The 18817-nt window shown below is 67.5% G+C and carries 17 protein-coding genes and 1 tRNA gene; 5 read left to right on the forward strand and 13 right to left on the reverse strand.

Going from position 1 to position 18817, the window contains the following annotated elements:
• Positions 1-90: 90 nt before the first annotated feature.
• The 4 genes from AC5P8Y_RS01745 to AC5P8Y_RS01760 form a co-directional block, all read right to left on the reverse strand.
• Positions 91-175 (reverse strand) — tRNA-Leu (locus tag AC5P8Y_RS01745).
• Positions 176-226: 51 nt separating this feature from the next.
• Complete coding sequence (gene secG, locus AC5P8Y_RS01750; protein WP_005410465.1) at positions 227-664, reverse strand: preprotein translocase subunit SecG; 438 nt, start codon at positions 662-664, stop codon at positions 227-229.
• Between the two features lie 31 nt (positions 665-695).
• On the reverse strand, positions 696-1451 hold the full coding sequence (gene tpiA, locus AC5P8Y_RS01755; protein ID WP_033835605.1) for a triose-phosphate isomerase: 756 nt from the start codon (positions 1449-1451) through the stop codon (positions 696-698).
• Between the two features lie 780 nt (positions 1452-2231).
• Positions 2232-3209 (reverse strand): isopenicillin N synthase family dioxygenase, encoded by a 978-nt coding sequence (locus AC5P8Y_RS01760; protein WP_005410467.1) that lies wholly within the window; start codon positions 3207-3209, stop codon positions 2232-2234.
• A gap of 153 nt (positions 3210-3362) precedes the next feature.
• Here AC5P8Y_RS01760 and AC5P8Y_RS01765 point away from each other — a divergent pair, with 153 nt between their 5' ends.
• The 4 genes from AC5P8Y_RS01765 (at position 3363) to galE (ending at position 8366) form a co-directional block, all read left to right on the forward strand.
• Complete coding sequence (locus tag AC5P8Y_RS01765) at positions 3363-5243, forward strand: DUF3413 domain-containing protein (RefSeq protein WP_111188163.1); 1881 nt, start codon at positions 3363-3365, stop codon at positions 5241-5243.
• Positions 5244-5261: 18 nt separating this feature from the next.
• Complete coding sequence (locus AC5P8Y_RS01770) at positions 5262-6407, forward strand: glycosyltransferase family 4 protein (protein WP_049403604.1); 1146 nt, start codon at positions 5262-5264, stop codon at positions 6405-6407.
• Positions 6400-7257, forward strand: coding sequence for a polysaccharide deacetylase family protein (locus tag AC5P8Y_RS01775; protein WP_005410470.1), 858 nt, complete (start codon positions 6400-6402; stop codon positions 7255-7257). The genes AC5P8Y_RS01770 and AC5P8Y_RS01775 overlap by 8 nt, the downstream gene beginning before the upstream one ends.
• A 68-nt stretch (positions 7258-7325) precedes the next feature.
• The gene (galE, locus tag AC5P8Y_RS01780) at positions 7326-8366 is read left to right on the forward strand and encodes a UDP-glucose 4-epimerase GalE (RefSeq protein WP_033834842.1); all 1041 of its coding nucleotides are present in this window, start codon (positions 7326-7328) and stop codon (positions 8364-8366) included.
• 168 nt (positions 8367-8534) lie between these two features.
• On the opposite strand, the gene glmM is transcribed toward galE, so the two are convergent.
• The 5 genes from glmM to trpB all read right to left on the reverse strand — a co-directional run bounded on the left by glmM (position 8535) and on the right by trpB (position 13828).
• Positions 8535-9896 (reverse strand): phosphoglucosamine mutase, encoded by a 1362-nt coding sequence (gene glmM, locus AC5P8Y_RS01785; protein ID WP_049403603.1) that lies wholly within the window; start codon positions 9894-9896, stop codon positions 8535-8537.
• Positions 9896-10771 carry an acetyl-CoA carboxylase, carboxyltransferase subunit beta gene (gene accD / locus AC5P8Y_RS01790; protein ID WP_033834844.1) on the reverse strand — a complete coding sequence of 292 codons (876 nt, stop codon included), beginning with the start codon at positions 10769-10771 and terminating at the stop codon, positions 9896-9898. The genes glmM and accD overlap by 1 nt, the downstream gene beginning before the upstream one ends.
• Positions 10772-11122: 351 nt before the next feature.
• Positions 11123-11932 (reverse strand): tryptophan synthase subunit alpha, encoded by an 810-nt coding sequence (gene trpA / locus AC5P8Y_RS01795; protein WP_049397010.1) that lies wholly within the window; start codon positions 11930-11932, stop codon positions 11123-11125.
• 1 nt (position 11933) lies between these two features.
• Entirely contained in the window at positions 11934-12614 is a 681-nt protein-coding gene (locus AC5P8Y_RS01800; protein ID WP_033834846.1) for a hypothetical protein, read from the reverse strand.
• Entirely contained in the window at positions 12611-13828 is a 1218-nt protein-coding gene (gene trpB / locus AC5P8Y_RS01805; protein WP_005410476.1) for a tryptophan synthase subunit beta, read from the reverse strand. Before trpB ends, AC5P8Y_RS01800 begins: the two co-directional genes overlap by 4 nt.
• Before the next feature lie 96 nt (positions 13829-13924).
• Between trpB and AC5P8Y_RS01810 the strand changes: the two genes are divergently transcribed.
• Positions 13925-14812 (forward strand): LysR family transcriptional regulator, encoded by an 888-nt coding sequence (locus AC5P8Y_RS01810; RefSeq protein WP_033834847.1) that lies wholly within the window; start codon positions 13925-13927, stop codon positions 14810-14812.
• A 23-nt stretch (positions 14813-14835) separates the two neighbouring features.
• Here the strand turns inward: AC5P8Y_RS01810 and AC5P8Y_RS01815 are convergent, their stop codons facing one another.
• From AC5P8Y_RS01815 to AC5P8Y_RS01830, 4 genes are read right to left on the reverse strand one after another with little or no spacing between them, the layout of a single operon-like run.
• Entirely contained in the window at positions 14836-15492 is a 657-nt protein-coding gene (locus AC5P8Y_RS01815; protein ID WP_005410480.1) for a phosphoribosylanthranilate isomerase, read from the reverse strand.
• On the reverse strand, positions 15489-16259 hold the full coding sequence (gene truA / locus AC5P8Y_RS01820) for a tRNA pseudouridine(38-40) synthase TruA (RefSeq protein WP_012480891.1): 771 nt from the start codon (positions 16257-16259) through the stop codon (positions 15489-15491). The genes AC5P8Y_RS01815 and truA overlap by 4 nt, the downstream gene beginning before the upstream one ends.
• 32 nt (positions 16260-16291) lie before the next feature.
• The gene (locus tag AC5P8Y_RS01825) at positions 16292-16654 is read right to left on the reverse strand and encodes a VOC family protein (protein ID WP_005410482.1); all 363 of its coding nucleotides are present in this window, start codon (positions 16652-16654) and stop codon (positions 16292-16294) included.
• Positions 16655-16680: 26 nt separating this feature from the next.
• Positions 16681-18741 carry a FimV/HubP family polar landmark protein gene (locus AC5P8Y_RS01830; protein WP_495201831.1) on the reverse strand — a complete coding sequence of 687 codons (2061 nt, stop codon included), beginning with the start codon at positions 18739-18741 and terminating at the stop codon, positions 16681-16683.
• Positions 18742-18817: the final 76 nt, after the last annotated feature.

Consider the following 18817-nt stretch of genomic DNA (forward strand, 5'->3'; position numbering starts at 1 on the left):
CCGCTGCGCCTGCAGGCGCTTTGGCATGGGGGAGTGGACGGGAATCTACCTGGCGCCTTGCGCGCCAGGTGAACCCGCTTTACTTACAAATGGTGCCCAAGAGGGGACTCGAACCCCTACGACCTAAGTCGCTACCACCTCAAGGTAGTGCGTCTACCAATTCCGCCACCTGGGCAAACGATCACATCAGACTATCTTCCCGATGCGCCGCGTATTGTAACCGGCTTCAGTGTTTCTGGGAGCCTTCCGAAGGCTTTTCTTCACCAGAAACCGAAGATTCCGCCTGAGCCGGCACATTCGCGGCCGGAACCGGGGCGGCCGGGACCGCATCAGCCTTCGGAACGGCCGGCAATTCGCCTGCCGGAGCCGCCGGAGCGACCGCCGCCGGAGCGGACATCAAGCCCAGATCCTGGTCGGCCGCCGGACGACTGCCATGACCGGCATACCAGGCCATGAAGAGGCTGATGCCGAAGAACACGACGGCCAGCCACTTGGTCGACTTGGACAGGAAGTTCGAGGCGCCACGCGCACCGAACACCGTACCCGAGGCGCCGGCACCAAAGCCCGAACCCGCCGCCGCACCCGAGCCACGCTGCATCAGGATCAGCGCGATCATGGCCACAGCGACCAGCACGTAGACGACATTGAGGATCAACATCAGCATTGGAAACCGCCCTCGGACAATACTTCTAGGATTAGTTCGCGGCCGCCGCCCTTGCGATGGCCAGGAAGTCCGCGGCCACCAGGGAGGCGCCGCCGACCAGCCCACCATCGACATCCGGCTGCGCGAACAGTTCCCCGGCATTGTCGGGCTTCACGCTACCGCCGTAAACAATGGGCAGTGAATCAGCGATTCTAGCATCGATACGCGCGACTTGGCCACGGATGAACGCGTGCACCTGCTGTGCCTGCTCCTTGGTGGCGGTACGGCCGGTACCGATGGCCCAGACCGGCTCATAGGCGACCACGGCCCGGGCGAAACCGGCCGCGCCGACCAGCTCCAGCACCGGTGCCAGCTGGCTGGCGATGACCGCTTCGGTCTGCCCGGCCTCGCGCTGTTCCAGGGTCTCGCCCACGCACAGCACCGGCACCAGGCCGGCGTGCTGGGCGGCGGCGAACTTGCGCGCGACCAGCTCGCTGCTCTCGTGGTGGTACTGGCGGCGCTCGGAATGGCCGACCAGGCCATAGCGGGCCCCGACCTCGACCAGCATGGCCGCGCAGACCTCGCCGGTGTAGGCGCCCTTCTCGTTGCTGCTCACGTCCTGCGCGCCAAAGGCCAGGCCGGTCTCGCCGAAGTCCTCGACCAGCTCCCCCAGGTACGGCAGCGGCGGCAGGATCACCACGTCCACCCCCTCCAGCGGCAGCCCGGCAGCCACCTGCCCCAGCAGTTCATTGGCGAATTGACGGCTGCCATGCAGCTTCCAGTTTCCGGCGACGATCTTGCGGCGCATGAGCGGGTGGCTCCTGTATGAAGTCAGCCGGTCATGATACCTGCTGCGGCAAAAATCCGTTTCCTTGTAAGCGGTTACATGGATTTTCAGCCAACGGCGCAGCCCCTCGTGACGGGGGGCGGGTTCGGTCGCGTATCACCGGTTGGATTGGTGAGCTTGGCCGGGCGGGTGGGGATGCCGGGGGTCGCCGTAAACCCGTCCCTGAGGGCTTGGTCGCGGCATCCATGCCGCGGACACCCCCGCCATCCCCACCCGCCCGGCCTCTGACACAGTCCGGCGGTTCCGCCCGCCACGGAAAGAAAAAAGAAGAGCAAGAGCAAAGGCAAAAGCTGCATTCCGGGTTGCTGCTGGCTGGACCAACCCCTACCCCACTTCGAACAGAGATATCTCATCCACGCATGGCGTGGATCTACCGCGTCGACCAAGGTCGACACCCACCGGGAATCGCGATTTACCCACCGTCACCGGGAAACTGTCGAAGGCGGGGAGGTGTGGGTTGGCAGGACCGTTGGCGCCATGGATGGCGCCATCGAGCCCCCAGGGGTGAGGGCGCTTTGCTTGCGAAGCACTGCTTCGCAAGCGCCCGAACGCACAGCCGCCAGCGGCTGGGCCGGTCTGGGGGTTCACGGCGTGTCCTGCCAACCCACACCGCCCCGCCCAACACGCAGAAACCCAGAGCCGCTTTGGCTTTGGACTTGCCGGCCAGCGGCCGGCACTACCGCGGGTGCAGGGTGCAACCCTGCAAAGACAAAGGCCGCCTTTCGGCGGCCTCACTTTTCTTTACTTCAGCTTGATCTCGCGCAGGCGCTCCTCGAGGAAGCCGTGGGCGGTGATCGGCTCCGGGTACCGGCTCGGATTCTCCGGGGTGATGCACGAGGGCAGCACGTCGATCAGGAAATCCGGGTTCGGGTGCAGGAAGAACGGCACCGAGTAACGCGGCTGGCGGGCCAGCTCGCCCGGGGGGTTGACCACGCGATGGATCGTCGACGGGTACACATGGTTGGTCAGGCGCTGCAGCATGTCGCCGATGTTGACCACGATGGTGTCCGCGTCCGAGGTGAACGGCACCCACTCGCCCTCATGCGACTGCACCTCCAGGCCCGCGGCGCTGGCGCCGACCAGCAGGGTGATGAAGTTGATGTCGCCATGCGCGCCGGCACGCACGTTCGGGATGTCGTCGGTGGTGATCGGCGGGTAGTGGATCGGGCGCAGGATCGAGTTGCCGAAGTTGGTCTTGTCGGCGAAGAAGTCTTCCGGCAGGCCGATGTGCAGGGCCAGCGCGGACAGCACGCGCGAACCCAGGTTGTCCAGCGCCTGGTACAGGCCGTAGCCGCGCTCACGGAAGCCCTCGACCTCGGTCGGCCACAGGTTCGGTGCCATCACGTCGCGGTACTTGGAGTCGTCGGCGATTTCACGACCGATGTGCCAGAACTCCTTCAGGTCGAAGTGCTTGGAGCCCTTGGCGGTTTCCACGCCGAACGGGGTATAGCCGCGGGCGCCGCCGCTGCCGGCCACGTGGTACTTGCGCTTGACCTCTTCCGGCAGGGCGAAGAAGGCCTTGAAGGCATCGTAGGCCGCGTCGATGTCGGCCTGCGGAATGCCGTGGTTGCGGATGCCCGCGAATCCCCATTGGCGGTAGGCCGCGCCCAGCTCGGCCACGAAGGCCTCGCGGTCGCTGTCGAAACGGGTGATGTCGAGGGTGGGGATCTGGCTCACAGCAATTCCTGGCTTGTCATTGGGTCTGGGGGGCCTGCGCATTCATGGCCCGCCTGAACATTGTGACAGATCACCCGGCGGACGCTACTCGATCCTCGGAAACAAATCGATACAATGCGCGACCTGCGCATAATTTAACGAATCCATCACGTTGGCAGCGCAAGCCCCGACCGCGCCTCCCCGACCCCACGCACCATGCCCGACGCCCCAGCCGCCATCGCCCTTCCCTCTGCGGGCCCTGCCCTTCGCTGGCGCCGGCTTGCGTGGTGGTCCCTGTTCGTCCTGGGCAATGCGCTGCTGGCGACGATGATCACCCTCGGCAACGTGCCGCTGTACGACAACCCGGGCGGCCACCAGGGCCTGGCCTATCTCGCGATTGCCCTGCCCGGGCACCTGCTCGCCTTCGGCGCGCTGGCCGGCGCGCTGCCACTGCTGCTGGGCCTGTGGCCGCGCAGCGCGCGCACGCTGAGCATCAGTGCGGTACTGCTGCAGGGCTTGTGGTTGTGCCTGCTGCTGGTCGACGCCAAGGTGTTCACTCTGTACCGCTTCCACCTCAATGCCATGGTCCTGAACATGGTGTTCGGCGGCGCCCTGCAGGACCAGGTTGCGTTGTCGTGGAAGACCTGGGTGCAGGTCGGCCTGCTGGTGGCGGCCATTTTCACCGCCGAGGGCATCCTGGCCTGGGCGTGCTGGAAGCTGCTGCCGGCCGCGCCCCGCCGGCGCAGGGTGCTGCAGGCCTGGGCGGTGGTCGCCCTGCTGATGGCGAGCGGCCAGGTGGCCACCGCCTACTACGACGCACGCGGCGACCGTGACGTGATTGCCCAGTGGAACTACCTGCCCTGGGCCCAGCCGATCACCGCCAAGAGCTTCATGCGCAGGCTGGGCGTGGTCAGTGAACAGCAGGTCGGCCTGCCCGATCCTCGCCATGCGCAGCTGCTGTATCCGCTGCAGCCACTGCGCTGCCAGAGCCCACAGCGGCCCAATGTACTGATGGTCGTGCTGGAATCGCTGCGCCACGATGCGCTTACTCCGCAGATCATGCCGAACACCTCGGCACTGGCGGCCTCCGCTCGTGTCTACGACCGCCATTTCAGCACGGGCAACGCCACCCGCTATGGCCTGTTCGGCCTGCTCTACGGCCTGCCGGGCGGCTACTGGCAAAGCATGCTTGACGAACAGCGCGGCTCACAGCTGTTCAAGGTGCTGGGCCAGCAGGGGTACGACCTGCATCTGTACGGCAGCGCGCCGATGTACAGCCCGGAATTCGACCGCACTGCATTTGCGGACGTCCGCGACCAGCTGCACCAGGGCCCGCCCGGTCTGGGTTCGGAAGGCCGTGACAGCAGCATCGTGGCCTCGCTTCAGAAGGACATCCGTGCAAGCCAGGCAGCGCACACGCCGTGGTTCGGCTTCGTCTTCCTCGATTCCACCCATGCGCCCTACCACATGCCCGCAGGCTACCCGCCGCTGGCGACCCCGATGGCGCAGGAAATCGACTTTCTCAGGTTCGGTCCGGACCACGACCCGGCCCCGGAACTGAACCGTTACCGGACCGCCGTGCATTACGCCGACAGCCTCGTCGGCACCCTGCTGGACGATCTGCGCGCGCAGGGCCTGGATCAGAACACCATCGTCCTGGTCACCGGCGACCACGCCGAGGAGTTCAACGACCTGAAGCTGAACTACTGGGGCCACAACGGCAACTTCTCCGACTACCAGCTGCAGGTACCGTTCGTGCTGCACTGGCCCGGCCAGCCCAGCGGCCATGAGACACGCACCAGTTCACATGAGGACTGGGTGCCGACGTTGATGCGCCACGCCCTGGGCTGCGAGAACGCACTGAGCGACTTCAGCACCGGCCAGGATCTGCTGGCCGAACCCGCAGGCGAGCGCGCACTGGTGGTGGAAAGCTGGTCACAATGCGCCGTCCGCCATGGCGATGCCATCTACGTGTTCGACAAGTTCGGCAACGCCACCGCGCTCGACCGGCACTACCGCCCGCTGCCGCGCCAGGCACCGGATGCCGGCGCCGTCCGTACCGCATGGGAAGCGCTGACCCGCTTCCGCAACCGCTGACCACAGAGGATGGATTCCATGAAACGCTCGCTGCGGATCCTGCATACCGAAGCTGCCCGGGGAATGGGCGGCCAGGAGATCTACATCTTCCGCCACATGCAGGTGATGCGTGCGCGTGGGCACCAGGTGTCGCTGCTGTGCCAGCCCGATGCCCGCCTGGCCCAGCTCGCGCGCGACGATGGCTTCACCGTGCATACCCTGCGCATGGGCGGCCTGGCACGGCTGCTGCGCGGCATCTGGTCGGTGTCACGCCTGGTACGCCGCGAACGCTACGACGTGGTCAACACCACCAGCCGCCGCGACGCACTGATCGCCGCGGCCGGCGCACGCCTGGGCGGCACGCCACTGGTGGTGCGCTCGCGCCACCTGATGAGTCCGGTCAATTCGTTGCTGACCTATACCGGTCTTCCGCACCGGATCATCACCGTCAGCGATTTCGTCAAGCGGCTGCTGGTCGACCGCGGCATTGCCGCCGAGCACATCGGCATCGTGCCCCCCATGGCGACGCCACCGCGCTGGGGCATGACCGAGCAGGGCGATCCCTGGGAGAACCTGCAGGCCACCCGCGCACAGGTCCGCGCCGAACTCGGTTTCGCCGAGCGCGACATCGTGGTCGGCTGCGTGGCCGTGCTGCGCGGGCCCAAGGGCCATGCCGAGCTGCTGCGCGCCATGGCGCCACTATGCAAGACCAATCCCGACCTGCACCTGGCCGTGGTCGGCGACGGCGAGCCGGTCATGGGCCGCCTGCAGGCCCTGCGCAGCGAACTCGGGCTGGAGCGCCAGGTGCACCTGCTCGGCTTCCGCAGCGACGCACACCGGCTGATGGCCGGTTTCGACATCTTCGCCCTGGCCACCCACAAGGAAGCCTCGGGGACCGTGTTCCTCGAGGCGGCGCAGGCGGCACTGCCGATCGTCTCGCATCGCGTTGGCGGCGTGCCTGAAATGCTGGTGGAAGGCAGCAATGCCATCCTCACCCGGCTGGGTGATGACGCCGCCCTCACTGGTGCGTTGCGGCTGCTGGTGGATGATCAGGAACGTCGCCGGCAGATGGGCCGCGCCGGTTGGGACTGGATCCGCAGCGCCAAGCAGTTCAGCGCGGCAGGCCACGGAGAGGCCACTGAAAACTACTACCTCCAATGGTTGAAGGAGCTGGGTCATGGCTAACGCCAGAACCGTACCGGTGCTGATGCACCACCATGTCAGCAACTCGCCGGGAATGATCACCGTATCCCCGGAGAACTTCGAGAGCCAGATCGCCTGGCTCGCACGGACCGGCTGGACCTCGCTGACGCTGGACCAGTACGCCGGCTTTCTCGCCGGGAAGCCGGTGCCGCGCAAATCGATCGTGATCACGTTCGACGACGGCTACCTGGACAACTGGGTCTACGCCCATCCGATCCTGCAGAAATACGGCATGCATGCGGTGGTGTTCGTGGTCACCGGCTGGATGCACGAAGGTCCGATCCGCCCGCATGCAGGCATCGAAGGCGCCGAGCTGCCGGCCACGCCGGAACATCGCGCCTGCGAGGACCTGATCTACAAGCAGGGCCGCAGCGACGAAGTGATGATGCGCTGGAGCGAAGCGCGTGCGGCAATCGAAGCCGGCACGTTCGAGGTCCACTGCCATACCCACAGCCACACCCGTTGGCTCAAGCGCGATGACCTGGACCGTGCGCAGCGCCGCGAAGGCATCAGCGGCGACCTGGCCATGGCGAAGCAGACGCTGCTGGAGAAGCTCGGCGAAGTCTCCGATACGCTGTGCTGGCCCTATGGTGACTTCGACGATGACTACATCGAAGTGGCACGCGAACAGGGCTTCCGCTACCTGCACACCACCCATCCCTTCGGCCGCAACGTGATTGGCGGCGATCCGGAGCGGATCTATCGCTTCGCGATCCGCAACCGGCCGGCCAGCTGGCTGCGCAAGCGCATCGCATGGAGCTACAACCCGTTGATCGCGCCGATCTTCAACGGCTTCAAGGCGCGGCAGAAGAAGATGGTGCCTGGCCCGTAGGAGGCCACGTTCATCTTGATCGCGGCAACACCCGGTTTTCGAATGGACTCCAAGGAACAGTGAAGGCAATGAACGTACTGGTGACCGGCGGTGCTGGCTACATCGGCTCGCATGCCTGCGTGGAGCTGCAGCAGCAGGGGCACGGCGTGGTCATCGTGGACTCGCTGTGCAACAGCGACGCCAGCGTGGTCGAGCGCATCGGACGGATCACCGGCACGGCACCGGTGTTCGTGCAGGCTGACATCCGGGACCGGCCGCGCATGGCCGCCTTGATGCAGGAGCACGCGATCGATGCCGTATTGCACTTCGCAGCGCTCAAGTCCGTGGGCGAGTCCCAGAAGATTCCACTGCAGTACTTCGACAGCAACATCAGCGGTTCGATTGCCCTGCTCGGTGCCATGCAGGATGCAGGCGTGCAGTTGCTGGTCTTCAGCTCTTCGGCAACGGTGTACGGCAACCAGGACCACTGCCCGGTGGCCGAGACCGCTTCAACCTGTGCGATGACGCCCTATGGGCGCACCAAGCTGGTGGTCGAGCAGCTGCTTGCCGACCTGGCAGCAACGGGCCAGGACCTGCATATCGCGACGCTGCGCTACTTCAACCCGGTCGGCGCCCACGCCAGCGCGCTGATCGGCGAGCTTCCGCATGGCACGCCTAGCAACCTGATGCCCTACATCGCGCAGGTCGCCGCCGGGCTGCTGCCGGAGGTCCAGGTCTTCGGGGACGACTATCCGACCCATGATGGTACCGGCGTGCGCGACTACATCCATGTGCAGGACGTCGCCAGCGCCCACGTGCTGGCCCTGCAGTTCCTTCGCGACCAGCGGCGCAGCATCACCCTCAACCTTGGCACCGGCCAGGGCCACAGCGTGCTGGAACTGATCCAGGCCTTCGAACTCACCACCGGCGTGCGGGTTCCGTTCCGCATCGTACCGCGGCGCGATGGCGACATCGCGGTCAGCTTCGCCGATGCCTCGCTGGCGCTGCGCGAGCTGGGCTGGAAGGCGCGTCACGATCTCACCGACATGTGCCGGGACACCTGGAAGTGGCAGCGGGCGATGTCACGCGCCGCACAAGGTGCAATGCCAGAGCACCTGCCCGCGCGCTGATGCGGGCAGGACCCAGCGGTCGGAAACGCCCGTACACGACGCGTCACAAGGTGCGCAGCCGCAGCTGAACGCGATCGCGGGTCGCGCACGGTTGAGTCCCCCTCCCAGAAAAAAACATGGCCGCATACGCGGCCATGTCGGGTGCAACACGCGGGATTGCCACGCTGCTCAGGCAGCGGCTTCGCGCACCGCAGCGGACAAGCGATCGAGTGTCTCCTGCATCAGCGTGGCGTCATCGGCTTCGACGGTAACCCGCACCACCGGCTCGGTACCCGACGGGCGCAGGAACGCGCGACCGCGGCCGGCCACCGACTGCTGCGCGGCCGCCAGCGCGGCCTGCACACTGGCGGCCTGCACCGTGGCCTTGGCCGAGACATTGCCCAACCGCACGTTGACCGTTTTCTGCGGCACCCGCTCCAAACCCTTCAGCGCCTGGCGCAGGGTCTGGCCGCCGTTGCGCAGTGCCACCAGTACCTGCAGGGCACTGACAATACCGTCGCCGGTGGTCGCCCGGTCCAGGCACAGCAGGTGGCCTGAGGCCTCACCGCCAAGCACGCCCCCGCCTTCGACCAGCGCCTGGTGCACGTATCGATCACCAACGTTGCTGCGCACGAACGGGATCTGCAGATCGGCGAAAGCTCTCTCCACGCCGTAGTTGCTCATCAGCGTGCCGACCACCGGGCCGTGCAGGCGGCCTTCGTCCTTCCAGGCGCGGGCCAGGATGTACAGCAGGTCATCGCCGTCGACCGGGTTGCCCTGGTCGTCGGCCATCAGCACTCGGTCGCCATCACCATCGAAGGCGATGCCGAGATCGGCGCGGGTCTCGCGGACTTTGGCCGCCAGGTTGTCGATATGGGTGGAACCCACACCGGCGTTGATGTTGACGCCGTTGGGCTCGGCACCGATGCCGATCACCTCGGCGCCAAGTTCGCGGAACAGCAGCGGTGCGATCTGGTAGGTGGCACCGTGCGCGCAATCCAGCACCAGGCGCACGCCACGCAGGTCGAACGCGCGCGGCACGCTGGCCTTGCAGAACTCGATGTAGCGGCCGACCGCTTCGCGCGCGCGCGAAGCCTTGCCCAGCTTCTCCGATTCGGCGGTGGTGAACGGAACGTCCAGCGCCGCTTCCAGGGCCAGTTCGGTGGCGTCGTCGAGCTTCTCGCCCTGGGCGGAGAAGAACTTGATGCCGTTGTCGTAATGCGGGTTGTGCGAAGCGCTGATGACGATGCCGGCGTCCACGCCCAGCGTGCGGGTCAGGAACGCCACCGCCGGGGTCGGCATCGGCCCCAGCAGCTGTACGTCGGCGCCGGCAGCGACCAGGCCGGCCTCCAGCGCCGCTTCGAACATGTAGCCGGAAATGCGGGTGTCCTTGCCGATCACCACGATCGGCCGGCGCCCGTCCTGGCCGCGCTGGGCGACCAGGACACGGCCCAGGGCGTTGCCCAGGCGCAGCACGAAATCGGCCGAGATCACGCCTTGGCCGACCCGCCCACGGATGCCGTCAGTACCGAAGTACTTGCGGCCTCCCATCAAGCCATCTCCGGGGCCGGCTGACGGCCCAGCATTGCCAGCAGATCGGACAGGCGGTCGCGCATCTCGCGGCGGTCACAGATCTGGTCAATGGCACCATGTTCCAGCAGGAACTCCGAACGCTGGAAGCCTTCCGGCAGCTTCTCGCGCACGGTCTGCTCGATCACGCGCGGACCCGCAAAGCCGATCAGCGCCTGCGGCTCGGCGATGTTGATGTCGCCCAGCATCGCGAACGAGGCCGACACGCCACCGGTGGTCGGGTGGGTCAGCACCGAGATGTACGGCAGGCCCGCTTCACGCAGCTTGCCCAGTGCGGCCGAGGTCTTGGCCATCTGCATCAGCGAGAACAGGCCTTCCTGCATGCGCGCGCCGCCACTCTGCGAGAAGCACACGTAGGGGGCACCGATCTCGACTGCGGTTTCGGCGGCCAGCGCGAAACGCTCACCCACCACCGAGCCCATCGAGCCGCCCATGAAGGCGAAGTCGAACGACGAGGCCACCAGTGCACGGCCCTTGAGCAGACCGCGCATGGCGATCAGCGCGTCGTACTCACCCGTGTTCTTCTGCGCGATCTTGATGCGCTCGCTGTACTTCTTCTGGTCCTTGAACTTGAGCAGGTCGGTCGGCCCCAGGCGCGCACCGATCTCGGTAGTGCTGTCGGCGTCGAACAGGGCGGCCAGGCGCGCGCGCGCGCGAATCGCCATGTGGTGGCCGCACTTCGGGCAGACCTCCAGGTTCTCTTCCAGTTCCGGACGGTACAACGCGCTGCCGCAGTTGCTGCACTTTTCCCACAGGCCCTCGGGGACACTGCGCTTCTTGCTGGGGGTGTTGTCGGTGCGGATGCCGGACGGCATCAACTTGCTGAGCCAACTCATGCGGGAGGACACTTCCGTTCAGGGCGGCCCGAGGGCCGCAAAGGCGGACAGTCTAGCTCCGCTTTCCCTGCCCGTGCACCCCCTTGCCGGGCACGGAGCCGCCGGAAAAAACCATGCTGGGACGTACGTTTAGGTGCTGGGTCATGCCGGCCGCTGGCCGGCAGCCCCCTACGTGCAGACCCATGGGTAGTGCCGGCCGCTGGCCGTCAGCCCCTTACGTGCAGACCCATGGGTAGTGCCGGCCGCTGGCCGTCAGCCCCTTACGTGCAGACCCATGGGTAGTGCCGGCCGCTGGCCGGCAGCACTGCATGTGGCCGTCAGGCAGATGCCGGCCAGCGGCCGGCACGACCGTTACGCGTCCAGCGCCTGCCGCAGCGGGGCCAGGAAGGCTCCAGCACGCTGCGCGGCCTCTTCAGCCGAGCCCGCTTCGGCCAGCACCGCCACCAATGCACTGCCGACCACCACGCCATCGGCCTGGCGCGCCATCGCCGCCGCACTGGCGGCGTCCTTGATGCCGAAGCCAGCAACCACCGGCACTGAAGCGCGCGCGCGCAGGGCCTGCAGGCGGGCACTGGCGGCATCGCTGTCCAGACGTTCGGACGCGCCGGTGACACCGGCAAAGCTGACGTAGTAGAGGTAGCCACGGGCCAGCGCCAGCAGCTTGTCGGCCCGCGCTTCGCTGGTGGTCGGCGACGCCAGCAGGACCAGTGCCAGGCCGGCTGCATCGAAGGCCTGCTGCGCTTCACCCGCTTCTTCCGGCGGCAGGTCGACCAGCAGTACGCCGTCCACGCCTGCGTCGACGGCGGCCTTGGCGAAGGCCGCGTAGCCATGGATCTCCACCGGGTTGAGGTAGCCCATCAGCACCACCGGGGTCTGCGCGTCGCGCTCGCGGAACTGCGCCACGGCCTGCAGGACGTAGCGGCTGCCAGCCCCCCGTGCCAGCGCGCGCTCGGAGCTGCGCTGGATGGTCGGGCCATCGGCCATGGGATCGGAGAACGGCACGCCCAGCTCGATCACATCGGCACCGGCCTCAACCAGCGCGTGCATGACCGGCACGGTGGCCTCCAGCGAGGGATCACCGGCAGTGATGAAGGGAATCAGCGCCTTGCGCTGCTGCTCGCGCAGGCGCTGGAAACAGGCATCGAGTCGGGATACAGGCATCTCAGGCACATCCTTCAATCAGTTCAATCGCATCGCTGGTTCCCCAGTACATCCGGGTGACCTTCCCTTCAAACAGTTCCAGGCGGATGCCCAGGTCCGAACCCGGGTCCTGCCAGGTGAGGTACTCGCCCTGGTCACCGTCGTAGGCATGCGGGCTGGATACCGGCGGCTTCGGGAACTGCGCCATGGCCTGGGCACGGGTCATGCCGATGCGCAGGCCGAATGGACCGGGCTGTTCAACCGGCAGCTCCGGGTCGTCGCCCGGCTTCAGATCAAATCGGACCACGCGGTCGTCGTCGGTCATCATCGACACGCCCGGCGGCAACCCCCTGCCGTCGTAGTACTCGCAGTCGCCTTCGAAGAACTCTTTCGCGCCCTGTGCCTTCCAGGGCCCCAGTGACTTCAGGTCCCCCATGTGCTGGCCAACCAGCACTTCGCCGGCATGGTCCAGTGCAACCGAGGCGACGGCGGGAGCGTTGTCGCCGTTGCTCTCTTCCGCAGACGGCGGATCGACGATCGGCGTACGCGCCATCGGGTCGAGGTCATCGTTGGCGGCCGGCTGCTGTGCGGGCTGCGCGGTGGCTTTGGCAGCCGGCGCAAGCACTGGCGGTTCCGGCGGCTGGCACGCGGCCAGGCCCAGCACCAGCAGAAGCACCCCGCTGTTCCGCAGCCGCGCGCTCACAGCACCAGCCCTTCGCGCGCAGCGATGGTGTGCACGTCCTTGTCGCCACGGCCGGACAGATTGCACAGCACGATCTGGTCACGCGGTCGCTCACGCGCCAGCTTGATCGCCTGCGCCAGCGCATGGCTGGATTCCAGTGCCGGCAGGATGCCCTCGGTATGCGCCAGCAGGTGGAAGGCCTGCAGCGCTTCCTCGTCGGTGATGCCCAGATAGCGTGCGCGACCGGTATCGGCCAGGAACGCGTGCTCCGGGCCGACGCCCGGATAGTCCAGGCCGGCTGATACCGAGTGGGTCTCGATGATCTGGCCGTCGTCGTCACACAGCACATAGGTGCGGTTGCCGTGCAGCACACCGGGGCGACCGGCAGCGATCGAAGCGGCGTGGCGGCCGGTGTTGATGCCGTCACCGGCGGCTTCGGCGCCGACGATCTCGACCTGGCGGTCGTTGAGGAAGGCATGGAACAGGCCGATCGCATTGCTGCCGCCGCCCACGCAGGCGGTGATCGCATCCGGCAGGCGGCCGTATTCGGCCAGCATCTGCTCACGCGCTTCGCGGCCGACGATGGCATTGAAGTCACGGACCATGCGCGGATACGGATCCGGGCCGGCCACGGTGCCGATGATGTAGAAGGTGTCCTGCACGTTGGTCACCCAGTCGCGCATCGCTTCGTTGAGTGCGTCCTTCAGGGTGGCCGAGCCGGAAGTGACCGGCACCACCGTCGCGCCCAGCAGCTTCATGCGGTAAACATTGATCTTCTGCCGCTCGATGTCGGTGGCGCCCATGTACACCACGCATTCCAGGCCCAGCCGCGCGGCAACCGTGGCACTGGCCACGCCATGCTGGCCGGCACCGGTCTCGGCAATGATGCGCTTCTTGCCCATCCGCGCGGCCAGCAAGGCCTGGCCGATGGTGTTGTTGATCTTGTGCGCGCCGGTGTGGTTCAGGTCCTCGCGCTTGAGCAGGATCTGCGCGCCACCGACGTGATCGCTCAGGCGCTGGGCGTGATAGATCGGGCTCGGCCGGCCCACGTAGTGCGCCAGGTCGCGGTCATAGGCCAGCTGGAATGCGGGATCCTGGCGCGCCTGGTCATAGGCCTGGGCCAGTTCCTGCAGCGGGCCGACCAGGGTTTCGGCAACGAAACTGCCGCCATAGCGGCCGAAGTGGCCCTGGGCATCCGGGAAGGCGTGATAGTCGGCAATGGGGGAGGCAGACATGGATACGACCGGTGGTTCAGACAGGTGGATACTCTAGCGCACGGGTCATGACCGGAAAATGGATATTATCTGGCGCATATCGTCAGGAAATCTCACATGAGCCGTTCCCTGCTGCCTCCCCTCAATGCGCTGCGCGCGTTCGAAGCGACGGCCCGCCTTGGCGGCGTTGGGCGCGCCGCGCAGGACCTGCACGTCACCCACGGCGCGGTCAGCCGGCAGTTGAAGCTGCTGGAGGATCACCTTGGCCTGGCGTTGTTCCAGCGGGCCGGCCGTGGCCTGCGCCTGACCGCTGCGGGCACGCGGCTGCAGGCAGCATGCAGCGAGGCCTTCAGCGGCATCGAAGACTGCGTGCGCGAACTGCGGCGGCCGGCAGCAGCCCCGGCGCTGGTACTGGGCTGCAGTGGCAGCGTGCTGGCGCGATGGATGATTCCACGACTGCCAGCATTGCAGGCTGCCCTGCCCGGCGTGCGCCTGCAGTGGTCGGCACTGGATGGCAGTTTCACCGAAGCGCAGGCGGCGCTGGACGCCGTGCTGCTGCTGGCGCAGGGCCCGTGGCCACGAGGTTGGCAGGTACGCGAGCTGGCGCCGGAACGGGTCGGCGTGGTGGTGGCGCCATCGCATCCGGCCGCGCAGCGCCTGCGGCATGCACCGCCGTCGGCGCTGTTGCAGGAGACGCTGCTGCACACCAGCTCACGGCCGCAGGCATGGCCGGCATGGGCACAGGCGCACGATCTGGACGTGTCGAAGCTGCAGCTGGGCACCGCCTTCGAGCACCTGTACTACCTGCTGGAAGCCGCGGTAGCCGGGCTGGGCCCGGCGATCGCACCGGAGCCGCTGGTGGCCGAAGACCTGGCCGCAGGCCGGCTGGTCGCACCGTGGGGATTTACCGCCACCGGCGGCTTCTGGGTGCTGGCGCGGCCGGATGGCCAGGCCGACGCACGCGTCGACGCCCTGGCGGGCTGGGTCGCTGGCCAGCTCAGGTAACGTGACGCCGCAGCCTCCCGGTCCTACTCCAGCACGGTGCAGTCGGCGCGGCGCACTTCCTCGACGAAGGTGCGCATCCTGTAGCCGTCCTTGATGCCCGGCTCCAGTTCGATGCCGCTGGACACGTCCACGCCCCAGGGAAGCGTGGCAAGCACAGCGTCGTAGACGTTTTCCGGGTTCAGGCCACCGGCCAGCAGGAACGGCCGGTGCAGGCCGGTCGGGATACGGCCCCAGTCGAAGGCCACGCCGGTACCGCCACCGCCACCCGGCGCATGGCTGTCGAACAGGAACCCCGCCGCGCTGGGGTAACGTAGCTGCAACGTCCGCGCATTGACCTCTTCCCGGCCCCCCATGGCAATCGCCTTCAGGTAGGGCATGTTGAAGCTGCGGCAGAAGCTCTCGTCTTCCTCGCCGTGGAACTGCAGCAGGGTTGGCCGCACCGTGCGCAGCACCTCGCGCACCTCTTCCTTGCTGTTGTTGCGGAACAGGGCCACCACATCGACCATCGGCGCGATCGCCTGGCGCATCGCGCGTGCTTCGGCTGGAGCAACCCGGCGGCTGCTCTCGCGGGCAAAGATGAAACCCACTGCGTCCACGCCCAGCTCACCGGCCAGGCGGACATCGCCGGCACGGGTCATGCCACAGAACTTGATGCGCGTGCGGTAGTAGGAGCGGCTCATAGCGTGACCTCGGCGGGCAGATGCCAGTTGTCGGGGTACAGGGGCCCAAGGAACACCAGGCCCTGCGGCGGTGCGGTGGGACCGGCTACGGTGCGATCGCGCCCGGCCAGCAGTTCGGCGATCCATTCCACCGGTTTTTCACCGCTGCCCACCAGGATCAACGATCCGACGATATTGCGGACCATGTGATGAAGGAATGCATTGCCCTGCACGGCCACTTCAATCACTTCGCCCTGGCGGCTGACCTGCAGTGATTGCAGCTCACGCCGCGCGTGCAGCGCCTGGCACTGCACGGAGCGGAACGCGCTGAAGTCATTTTCGCCGATCAGGGCCTGGCCGGCGGCGTGCATCAGCGTCTCGTCCAGCGCCCGGCGCTCCCAGCTGAGGGTCTGCCGGTCCAGCGCAGGCCTCACCTCGCGATTGAGCAGGCGGTAGCGGTAGCGGCGCGCGCGTGCCGAGAAGCGGGCGTGGAAATCGTCGGCCACCGGCACGCACCAGCGCACCGCGATCGAGCGCGGCAGGCGGGTGGTGGTGCCCAGCATCCAGGCGCGCGGGTCGCGCACCACGTCGGTATCGAAATGGACGACCTGGCACTGGCCATGCACGCCGGCATCGGTGCGGCCGGCGCAGACCACCTGCAGCGGCGTATCGGCCACCGACGACAGGGCCTGCTCAAGGCTGGCCTGCACGCTGGGACCGCCCTCGCCCAGGTTCTGCCAGCCCCTGAAATCGCTGCCGTCGTATTCGACGCCAAGCGCGTAACGCATGTGCTACCTCGATATTGCGTATGGGGCGGCGCTCAGGCCGGATCGCGTTCGGACCAGACCGCCAGTTCGTTGCCACCGGGCTCGACGAACTGGAAGCGGCTGCCACCGGGGAAGGAAAACACCGGGCGCACGATCTCGCCGCCGGCGTCGCGCACGGCGGCCTCGACCGGTGCCAGTGCGTCGGCATACAGCACCAGCAGCGGTGCGCCGCTGTCGCTGGCCCGCTGCGGCTGGCCGCGGAAGAAGCCGCCCTGCAGGCGGCCATCGTCGAACGCCGTATAGTCGCTGCCGTAATCGACGAACGACCAGCCGAACACCTTCTCGAAGAAGGCGCGGCTTGCGGCCGGGTCGCTGGAAGCGAATTCAACGTAGTCGATGCGACGCTCGCGGCTCATGGCAGGATCCTTGTCGGCAGGTTCGGTCACGGCAGGCGGGCCAGCAGTTCGCGGGCCTGGGCCTGGCTGTGCAGGTCACCGCCTTCGGCGACTTCCAGCAACAGGGTGCGCGCAGTCTGCGCGTCGCCCAGATCGAGGTAGGCAATGGCCAGTTCCAGGCGCTCCTGGCCGGCACGCGGCGACCAGCCCGCGTCGCCGGCGGGCGCGGCCGCGCTCGGCGCGATATCGTCGGAATAAGAAGCGTCGACGCTGCCATGGTCGATGCTGTCGATGGCCTCGGGATGTACGGTATCCGCCGGAGCCTCGTTCTCATGCGCGTCAGCCGGCAGATCGAACACTCCGCGGAACTGCGGCTGCTGTTCGGCATGCAGTGCGTAGTCCGGCACCGCCACTTCGGCCGGCGCCTGCGGTACAACGCGTTCGTCCTGCAGCGGCTCGGCGACGACAACCTCGTCGCCGGTGGTTGCGGAATCGTCCCAGCGCGGCAGATCGGTCACCGCTTCGGGCAATGCCACCGCGTCCTCATCGCGCAGTGTCTCGGCCTGCCATTCGGCCCGCACCGCGTGCTCGGCGACGGGTTCGGCGACCACCACGTCGTGTACTTCGGTTTCGGTCGCCCAGGCAGGCATCGCCGGTTCCTGGCGACCATTGTCGGCAACAGCCGGCGACCACGAGGACTGCTCGGCCAGCGTATCCAGCGCCGCACCTGCCGGCACCGCAGCGGCCAGGCCGGCGGCATCGTCTTCCTCACGCAGCGGCGGCAGCGGCGACGGCTTGCGACGACGCAGCAGCCAGGCCGCGCCCGCCGCCAACAGCAGCACCGGCAGCACCAGCCAGTACCACGGCGTTGCCGCATCACGGGAACCCGGCGCCTGTGCCAGGCGCTGCTGCGCGGCAGCCAGGTCGTTGTCCTTCATCGCGATCAACGACTGCTGCTGCTCCTTCAGCTTCTCCAGATCAGCCACGCGCTGCTTCAGTTCACCGATCTCGGCATCGCGGGTGGCGATGTCCTCACGCGCCTGTCGCAGTTGTTCGTTGCCCAGCATGTCACCCTCGCTGCCGGCAGCGGTGCCGGTGGTTGTGCCCGCGTGCGCGGCGTCGGACGCCAGCGCCGGAGCGATCTCAAGTCGTGCCCCGTTGGCGGCAGCCGGGGAAGAAGCGTTCGCGGTTGCCGCCTTGGCGGCCGGCGCGACCGCACCCGCCGGTTGCGGCACGGTGCGCGCCTGCCGCCATTGCGCGGCGTGCTCGCGCACCAGCGCGGCGGCCTCGGCGGCATCGACAGCGGCAAGCGCATCGCTGCCCGGCATGCGCAGCACCGCGCCCTGCTTGAGCAGATTGACGTTGCCACGGATGAAGGCTTCGGGATTGGCGCGCAGCAGGGCGATCATCGCGCGGTCGCGGCTGACCTGGTTGCCACGCGCCACCGCGCTGGCGATCTGCGACAGGGTCTGACCGCGCTGCACGGTGACGCTGCCATCGACCGCCGGTGCAGCGACCGGCGCGGAGGCCGCACGCGGGCGTGCCGGTGCAGGCGCCACCGCAGGTGGCGGCGTAGTGGGCGCCTCTGCCGCTGGCACCGTTGCCGAAGCCGGTGCAGGTTCGCGCACGATGGTATTGGAGAGCGTGCCTGCCGGCGCGACGATCTCCGGCTCGGCCACGGCCAGCGCGCTGGACGGCGCGTCGACCAGCGCGGAGTACTCGCGCACCAGGCGGCCCTGGCCCCAGTCAGCTTCGATCAGGAAGCTCAGCGATGGCGTCTCCACCGGGGCCTGCGAGGTGACGCGCACCACCGCCCTGCCCTGCGCATTGCGGGTCAGCTCGAACTGCAGCTCGCTGACCAGCCCGGTCGGCCGTCGCAGGCCGACGCGTTCGAAGGTGACCGGCGAGGCCAGCGCCACGCGCAGGTTTTCCAGTTCGGACGGGTCCGCCGACACCACCGGGATTTCGGCCAGCAATGGCTGCCCCGACTTGGACAGGACACGGATGTCTCCCAGGCCCAATGCGAGTGCCGAACTGCTGGCCAGGGCCAGCAGCGCGGTGGAAAGATAGAGGAGCGGGCGCTTTGCGCCCCTGGCCCGTTTATTCATGGGCGACACTATAAAGCGTGCGGACCGGGGTCCGCACCCACCGGAAAGACCCTTGAGGTAGTGCCGGCCGCTGGCC

The sequence above is a fragment of the Stenotrophomonas sp. YJH_SMC_12-1 genome (genome assembly GCF_059370935.1).